At 27.5% G+C, this 7,583-nt stretch carries 7 protein-coding genes and 1 pseudogene; all 8 read right to left on the bottom strand.

The window, feature by feature from the left end:
- Positions 1-305: 305 nt before the first annotated feature.
- The 8 genes and pseudogenes from G507_RS0109220 to G507_RS16725 all read right to left on the bottom strand — a co-directional run bounded on the left by G507_RS0109220 (position 306) and on the right by G507_RS16725 (position 7,452).
- Positions 306-683 carry an iron chaperone gene (locus G507_RS0109220; protein ID WP_026717218.1) on the bottom strand — a complete coding sequence of 126 codons (378 nt, stop codon included), beginning with the start codon at positions 681-683 and terminating at the stop codon, positions 306-308.
- Position 684: 1 nt separating this feature from the next.
- Positions 685-1,104, bottom strand: coding sequence for an SRPBCC family protein (locus G507_RS0109215; protein ID WP_026717217.1), 420 nt, complete (start codon positions 1,102-1,104; stop codon positions 685-687).
- Positions 1,105-1,121: 17 nt separating this feature from the next.
- Entirely contained in the window at positions 1,122-1,778 is a 657-nt protein-coding gene (locus tag G507_RS16735; protein WP_051191573.1) for a DNA alkylation repair protein, read from the bottom strand.
- A 169-nt stretch (positions 1,779-1,947) separates the two neighbouring features.
- The gene (locus tag G507_RS0109205) at positions 1,948-2,895 is read right to left on the bottom strand and encodes a hypothetical protein (protein WP_157496552.1); all 948 of its coding nucleotides are present in this window, start codon (positions 2,893-2,895) and stop codon (positions 1,948-1,950) included.
- 2 nt (positions 2,896-2,897) lie between these two features.
- A pseudogene (locus G507_RS16730) lies at positions 2,898-4,333 on the bottom strand (MBOAT family O-acyltransferase).
- An 800-nt stretch (positions 4,334-5,133) separates the two neighbouring features.
- Complete coding sequence (locus G507_RS0109195) at positions 5,134-5,529, bottom strand: hypothetical protein (RefSeq protein ID WP_026717215.1); 396 nt, start codon at positions 5,527-5,529, stop codon at positions 5,134-5,136.
- 6 nt (positions 5,530-5,535) lie between these two features.
- Positions 5,536-6,075 carry a hypothetical protein gene (locus G507_RS0109190; protein WP_026717214.1) on the bottom strand — a complete coding sequence of 180 codons (540 nt, stop codon included), beginning with the start codon at positions 6,073-6,075 and terminating at the stop codon, positions 5,536-5,538.
- Positions 6,076-6,273: 198 nt separating this feature from the next.
- Entirely contained in the window at positions 6,274-7,452 is a 1,179-nt protein-coding gene (locus tag G507_RS16725) for an SIR2 family protein (protein WP_051191570.1), read from the bottom strand.
- Positions 7,453-7,583: the final 131 nt, after the last annotated feature.

Raw genomic sequence — 7,583 nt, 5'->3', positions numbered from 1 at the left:
CAAGAATTCAAACACAAACTTTTATTAAATTTAGGTTGAAATTTGCAATAAATATTCATTTGAAAACGAATTTTTCAACTATAACGCACAACGGTCTTGTATATGAAACGTAGCGTGTAAATAGACGCTAATTTTTCGGATTAAACACGAGACGAATTTTTATTTTTTCTATTTATCTTTTAATTTCTAAATATACAAAAATAAAAATTTGGCGGACTTAATAAATAAGCAAAAACCTCTCGAAAATCCTGTAATAGCTATGTTTTATATACGTTGTTGTGCAACGTTTTTTAGCGTTCTGTTATTCAACTATTACTTTTTATAAGTTCCAATCTGTATTTAACCATTTCTTCAATCAAGTCTTTCGGAAGTGGTTTGTCCAATGGAAATTGAACCGAACCTTTTCCTCTTTTATATTCGCTCAATTCTTTATCAAACTTTTCCATAGTTGTCGGATGCGGATAAAATACAACGTGCTTTTTATAACCTGCAATCATAATTTGTTGTTCTCGTTTTCCGTCTTCAATTAACGAGTACGCTGGAATATTGTAATTAAATAATTCAGTCGCATTTGGCTCAACATTTAAAATGCAGTTTTTTAAGTTCAAAAGTGCTTTTTTTGTTTCATTTGGTTGAGCATTAAAATATTCAGCAACCGTTTTAAAATTACTTGTTTCACTCATTTTACTTTTCTGTATTTACATATTCTTTGAAATTGTCAAGAATTGCCTGCCAACCATTTTTTTGTTGCTCATCCGAATTTGTTCCCTCTGCATCGAATGTTTGTTTTAGATGAATTCCGTCTTCGTTTTTGGAAAAAACAACGTCAACATTTCGTCCATCAGCAATATTGTAAGAAATCAATTCGTTTGGAACTACCTTTTCATATTTGCCTGTAAAATCAAAACCTATACTTCCATCTTTTGCTTCCATTCGCAAGGTAAATTCTCCACCTTTTTTCAAGTCATTTTTTGCGTTTGGGCAACACCAATCATTAGACGCAAAATTCCATTTGGTTATATGCTTTGGTTCTGTATAAAATTCCCAAACCTTTTGGATTGGTGCTTTAATTTTTGTTTGAACTGTAATTCTATCTTTGCCCATTTTGTTTAATATTATTTTTATCTCTTTTGATTCTTTAAATTTAAAAAATATTCTCTTGTTTCCTTGTCAAATTTTTCAATTGCATAACGAAGCGTAATTCTTGGCATTCTTTCCGCGTGTTTATTTAGGAATTTTTTCAACTTATCTTCGTCTCTCTTTCCAGCTTCCCTAATCCAACTTCCAACAGCTTTTTGTACATATTCGTCTTCATCATTAACGAGAATTTCTGCAATGCTAAATGTATCTTCTATTTCATTTTTTCTAATAAAATAGTAAGTACTTACAATAGCAGTTCTTCTTTCCATTGGATTTTTGGACTTTGCTAAATCGTATAATTCTTTTTTGTCCTTGTTGTGTAAATATCCTCCAATTACATAAGGTGCACTTCTGTCAACCAAACCCCAATTATCTATCCAACTATGATTGTCAATGTATGCTCTGTATATTTCTTTTTTTTCTTTTTCGGAAATTTTCTTATTACGTGCTTTCCAATCTAAAATTGAAACAGCTCCAAGTCTATGATTATCATTTTTATCTTTTAGCAATTTTACAACTTCAATTACGGGAATTTGCTGATATTCTTTTGCTAACGAGAATATTTCCCTTTTCGGAATTTCTCCCGAATAATCTTGACCGATTATTTTCAAAGTTTCAATAAATTCTTTTGCGGTCATTGGTTTTTTCTCGTTGAAAGTTTAATTTTTCTATTGAGTTGGATTTTTTGTCAAATGTTGCACAACGTTGATGTGTATGATTAGTTGCGTGTAAATATGCTCGAATTTTTTGGATTAAAACAGACTTTAATTAGACAAGAAGCCCTATGAATTAGACACTTAATAGCAATTAATTATACACGGTGTTGTGCGTTCGTGCTTTTATATCATGACTTAATTTACTAGTGAATATTTCAGAACCTTTTTTATTTAAATGAGATGCATTATAAAAGTAATCTTTTTTTTGGCATAATTCATCATTTGAATAATCAAGGAAGAGTAAATTGTATTTATTTGAAAAATCATTATAAATATTAATAATTTCCTTTCTATTTTTTACGAATTTTTGGCCATCAATATGTTCAGGTGTATAAACAAGAATGACCGTTATTTTATCTGTCTTACATTCTAACAGAAATTGTTCAAATAATTTGATAGAACTTGAATCAATATCTATATTATATTTATTCATTTTTAATTTAGCTTTTGCTAAATCGGCATTCCACTCCCGTTCCATTCCTTTATATCCTTTATATCTAAGAGGTTCATTGTTTATTTTGTTAAAGTTTATTTTTTTTAAATTACCATAATATCTAATGAGTGGAAAATAATAATCTTCATAACTAAAACCATTATAAGGTGAAGTGAATTTTTTGATATTATTATTCCATAGCATATATGGCAGAAATTGGTTTAATCCATATAAATCTTTTGTCTTTGCTAAGCTAAAAATATCCACTGAAGCGATAATTACTTTAGGGGATTTATTGTATTTTAAATATTCTATATGTCTCAAATATTGTATCGGAAAACTTTGACCATCTATTCCAAAATTATATGCTTTAATATTTAATGTATCTTCTAGAATAGTTGGACTTATATGAACCCAAGCTCGAGACGAACCATATATTGCAATATCAGCATCAATATTTTTATTATAGATATCATTCCAGACTTCTATTTCTCCTGCTGAATTGTGGCTAGCTCTTAACTTTTTTGTTATATAGTAATCAGCTATAGTCATTAACAAAATTAGCGTTGATAATATTAATAAGAATTTAATAACAAATTTTTTCATAATTAAAATTGAAAATATATAAATTGTTGTTCTTTTCCTCCAAACCAAAATATGGCAAAAAGAATAGCGAAATACATAGCAAGTCTTAAGGGCCAAACCCAATTTAAACCTAATTTCGCAATAGCATATTGCTGAGTTCTACCTTGCCATTCAATTAGATTAAATATAATAATCAGTAAAATAAGGTCTCTAGGTCTTATTGTTGGTATAGAAAAAATAGATTTTGAAAAAATTATAGATATGTAATCAAAGGCATGTCTAATATTTTCAGCTCTAAAAAATATCCAAGCAAAAACAGTTAGTCCAAAAGTTATTGACATTAATAGAAATTCTTTAATGCTCGGTAAGTTTTTGCTTTGCGCTACTATATTTAAATTATTTCTATTATTATTTGTGAGAAGAATAGGCAAGAGGTACAAAGCATTTAAACTCCCCAAATTATAAATGTCCAATTAGCTCCATGCCAAAACCCACTCACTAGAAATATAATAAATACATTTCTGATTTTATTCCAAGTTCCTACGCGACTACCTCCTAAAGGAATATAAAGATAATCTCTGAACCAAGTAGAAAGCGACATGTGCCAACGTCTCCAAAATTCTGCAATGTCTCTTGAAAAGTAAGGGAAAGCAAAATTTTGTTTTAAATTAAAACCAAATAGTCGGGATGTACCAATAGCTATATCCGAATAACCTGAAAAATCTCCATAAATTTGAAACGTAAAGAATATTGCTCCCAAAACTAAAGTACTTCCAGAATATTCAGATGAATTGTTGAAAATGATATTGGCATAATGCGCACAATTATCAGCAATTACTATTTTCTTAAATAATCCCCAAAGTATTTGTCGCATTCCGTCAACAGCTTTTGAGTAATCAAAATGTCTTTTTTTATAGAATTGAGGCAGCAAATTAGTTGCTCGTTCAATTGGACCAGCAACTAATTGAGGAAAGAAACTTACAAATGCAGAAAATGCAATAAAGTCGTAAGTAGGTTCAAGTTTCCGTTTATAAACATCTATTGTGTAGCTTAATGTCTGAAAGGTGTAAAAACTTATTCCAACAGGCAAAATTATGTTTAAGGAATTTGCATTTATCTCAGTTCCAAAAAACGAAAAGGCAGTAATAAAATTATCAAGGAAAAAATTATAATATTTAAAGAAGCCAAGAAATCCAAGATTTACAAGAATGCTTGTCCATAATAGTATTTTTCTTTTGTTTTGATTTTCTTGTTTTGATAAGCTTATACCAATTAAATAATCTACGATAGTACTAAAAATAATTAATGATAAAAATCGCCAATCCCACCAGCCATAAAAAATATAGCTTGATAGTACAATTAATGTATTTTGTAGTTTTAAGTTTTTATTAGTGACGAACCAATATAAAACAAAGATAATTGGCAAGAATATTGCAAAGTCAATAGAGTTAAATAGCATTTTTTTATTCTAAATGTTTAATGTTTTCGCGATTTTTCGGCATGACGCACAACGGTTCGCGGCTTTATTTCAGTTTTGCTGATTGATAACCAAGCCTTAACAAATATAGACAAATTTTAGATTAAAAAAATTCCAAAATAGAAAAAAACCAAACTTGCAAAATTGAATAAAACCGTTGTTGTGCGTTGTAGTAACTTTAATTCAAATTGCGTCAATTCAGAATGAATTTATGTATTTTGAATTTAAAGAATCAATACAAAGATATTCTGCAAAGAAATTCACGCAAAATATTCACACAAACTTTTTGACAAAGTTCAGTTTTTTGATTTTAAAATGATTTTGATGATTAAATGATTTTCAGAATTTTTACGCTAAAAACTAAATTTTTTAATGATTTAATATTTTGATGATTTTATTGAATTTTCACAAAACAATTCACACAAGTCTTTCGACAAAGTTCAGTTTTAAATTTTCACATTAAACACAAAATATTCGCAAAATAATTTTCGACAAAGTTCAGAAATCGCAAAAATTTCAAGTAAGATTTTCTACAAAGAAAAGACGCAAAAATTTCAAGAATTCAAACACAAACTTTTATTAAATTTAGGTTGAAATTTGCAATAAATATTCATTTGAAAACGAATTTTTCAACTATAACGCACAACGTTTTGCGGCTTTAAGAAGTTTGGGAAAACTTAGTCCGAAACTTTCAGTTAAACACCTAATATTAAAAGTACAAAACAAACTTTAAATTCAGCAATATAACCCAAATTTCTTAAAACCGTTGTTAGCAGAAGATTTTATATTTTACTAAATTGTATCATTAAATTATTATAAATTATTTTTAAACCTATTTCTTTATTGTCAAATAATTGAAAGGTAAAAGTAATACCATCTTCATCTAATGCTGTAATTATTTGATAATGTTCGTTTCCAATTGGAGTATAACCTTCTTTGATTTCATCTGAAATCCTTCTATAAATAACTTTTTCGCCATTAGCTTTAAAGTGTGCGACATCTTTATTATCATTATAATTAATAACAAAAGTATTATAACCATCTTTCCATTCAGACCATTTTTTAGTTTCAGAATCAAAAAATGAAATTTTATCGTAATCAACTCTGAACTGATCTTTAGATTGGGAATATGTTACTATTGTTAAAATAAAGCATATAAAAATTAATATTTTTTTCATAAATAATTATTTAATTAATTTTAAAACTTTTAACAACTCTGGAATTTTATTAACTTGGGTTTCTGTCCAAAAATAATAATTTAATTGACCATCTTTTTCGTAATTATTAAGACTAATTGAAATTCTTTTTTCTTTTTCATCTACTAAATAAGAAAAAGTCATTTCTTTTGCTTTGAAAATAAATTCTGTTGATTTTTTTTTAAATTTTAAATCTAAATTTGGAATAACATTTATTTCTATGAAATTTATAAATTCATCTATTTCATCTAAACCTACCCAAACAGTTTTGTAAATTTCGGGTTTTTTAATATACATATCTAATTGTAGTGCATTTTGTTTTGCATTACTTTTTAAATTTACTACTTCGATTGGAAAAAATTTAACATATTCACCTATACCAGAATTAAATTCTGCAATTGTATTCCAGTCTTTGCTAATTTTAGTGAATTGAGCTTCTTCAATAAATTTTCTCGTTGTTGATTGTTCATTTTGAGCAAAAGAAACAAACGATAATAGAATGATAAATAAAGTAAATGTTTTTTTCATAATTATATTAGTTAAATGGTTTTAAGTTGTTGATTATTAAATATTTCATGTGATTTTCTGCTAACGTTTCGCGGCTTTGCGAGGTTGCGAACTTCGGAACCGAGATTTTTCTGCTAAGATAGAATTTCTTGCGAAAGATAAACGTGAATTTACCACATATTTCGCAATCTCGCAAAACCGCTGTTGTGTGATGTTTTTTTAAAGCCTTATCTTTTTTAATATTTCAGAAATATCTTTATCATAATCATCTATCCAAACTGTTTTAACACCCAATGATTCTGAATCTTTTTCTTCGAATCGATTTTTTAGTTCTATTAAAAAATCGATAGTTTCATCAATTTTCAAATCAATGTTATTTTTATCATTTTTTAATTCAGGATTATCAGATATCATCTTGTTGATAGCTTCTTTCAACCAAGTTTTGTTGATTTTTTTCTTAAATATGTAATGATATTTATTAGATTTTTTTTGATTTTTTGAGATGTCAAGTAAGCGTCTTATATTTGGGTCAGTTAAAGATGTTCCAATAAAAAGACATGTTTTATCTCTAAATTTATTTATTTGAACGATATTGTTCCAGCTATAAGTATTACTATATTGTTCATGGTAAACAAATTCACCTAATGTAATTTTATTGTCATTTCCAATATTGCCATTTCTTGGTAAGAAACCATGAACATGATAAATTTTTAATACATTACTGTCAGGATTAATTGCTTGACCAAAAACTGACTCAAAAGGCATATCTAAATTTTTTGCTTTTAATTTAGTTTCAACAATATCATCATAGTTGTAAGTTATTATTCCATCAAGATTTGGACTATTTCCAGGAGCAAGACAAAATTTCACTATTTCATCTATTATTAATGATTCAGCTTGCTCATTATAAGTTTCATACAATGCTTCTCTAACACTTTTTTCAAACTTATTTTTTACTTTATCATCTTTAAATGATTCCTCCAAGTATCTTCCAGCTATTAATGAGCTTGGATTAAATATTTTTGAAAAAAATTTAGATAATATAACTGCTTTTTCTGTTTCTTGCTCTATTGTTGTCATTAATAGCCTTTGTAGCAGATTATCCCATGTTGGTATTCCAAATTCAGATGAAATGCCTGCACCAAGAACAAAATTCAAATTTCCATTATGATACGCTTCTTTTAAATGTTTAACCGCAGTTTCTGAAGTTGATTTTCTTGTTGAAGGTAAATTATTTGTTAAAAATGGATAATTGAAATCTATTCCTTTAAAATTATGTAAACTTTCTAAAATATTATTCCATTTCGAAGTGTCCCAATTCAGATTTAAACCTTTAAAGTCAAGTTCACTTAAATCATAATTTTTTAGAGTCTCAATTTTTATTTTTTTTTCTTCCATTATTTCTTATTTTCCGGATTTTCTCTCAAAATATCACACAACGGTTCGCGGCTTTATTTCAGTTTTGCTGATTGATAACCAAGCCTTAACAAATATAGACAAATTTTAGATTAAAAAAATTCCAAAATAGA

The sequence above is a fragment of the Flavobacterium gelidilacus DSM 15343 genome (assembly GCF_000422685.1).
Taxonomy (GTDB): domain Bacteria; phylum Bacteroidota; class Bacteroidia; order Flavobacteriales; family Flavobacteriaceae; genus Flavobacterium; species Flavobacterium gelidilacus.
This window is presented reverse-complemented; position numbering and strand designations above follow the sequence as displayed.

Excerpts from the sequence above, each read along its gene's own strand:
- G507_RS0109220 (WP_026717218.1), bottom strand. The coding sequence starts at position 683 with ATGAGTGAAACAAGTAATTTTAAAACGGTTGCTGAATATTTTAATGCT.
- G507_RS0109215 (WP_026717217.1), bottom strand. The coding sequence starts at position 1,104 with ATGGGCAAAGATAGAATTACAGTTCAAACAAAAATTAAAGCACCAATC.
- G507_RS16735 (WP_051191573.1), bottom strand. The coding sequence starts at position 1,778 with ATGACCGCAAAAGAATTTATTGAAACTTTGAAAATAATCGGTCAAGAT.
- G507_RS0109205 (WP_157496552.1), bottom strand. The coding sequence starts at position 2,895 with ATGAAAAAATTTGTTATTAAATTCTTATTAATATTATCAACGCTAATT.
- G507_RS0109195 (WP_026717215.1), bottom strand. The coding sequence starts at position 5,529 with ATGAAAAAAATATTAATTTTTATATGCTTTATTTTAACAATAGTAACA.
- G507_RS0109190 (WP_026717214.1), bottom strand. The coding sequence starts at position 6,075 with ATGAAAAAAACATTTACTTTATTTATCATTCTATTATCGTTTGTTTCT.
- G507_RS16725 (WP_051191570.1), bottom strand. The coding sequence starts at position 7,452 with ATGGAAGAAAAAAAAATAAAAATTGAGACTCTAAAAAATTATGATTTA.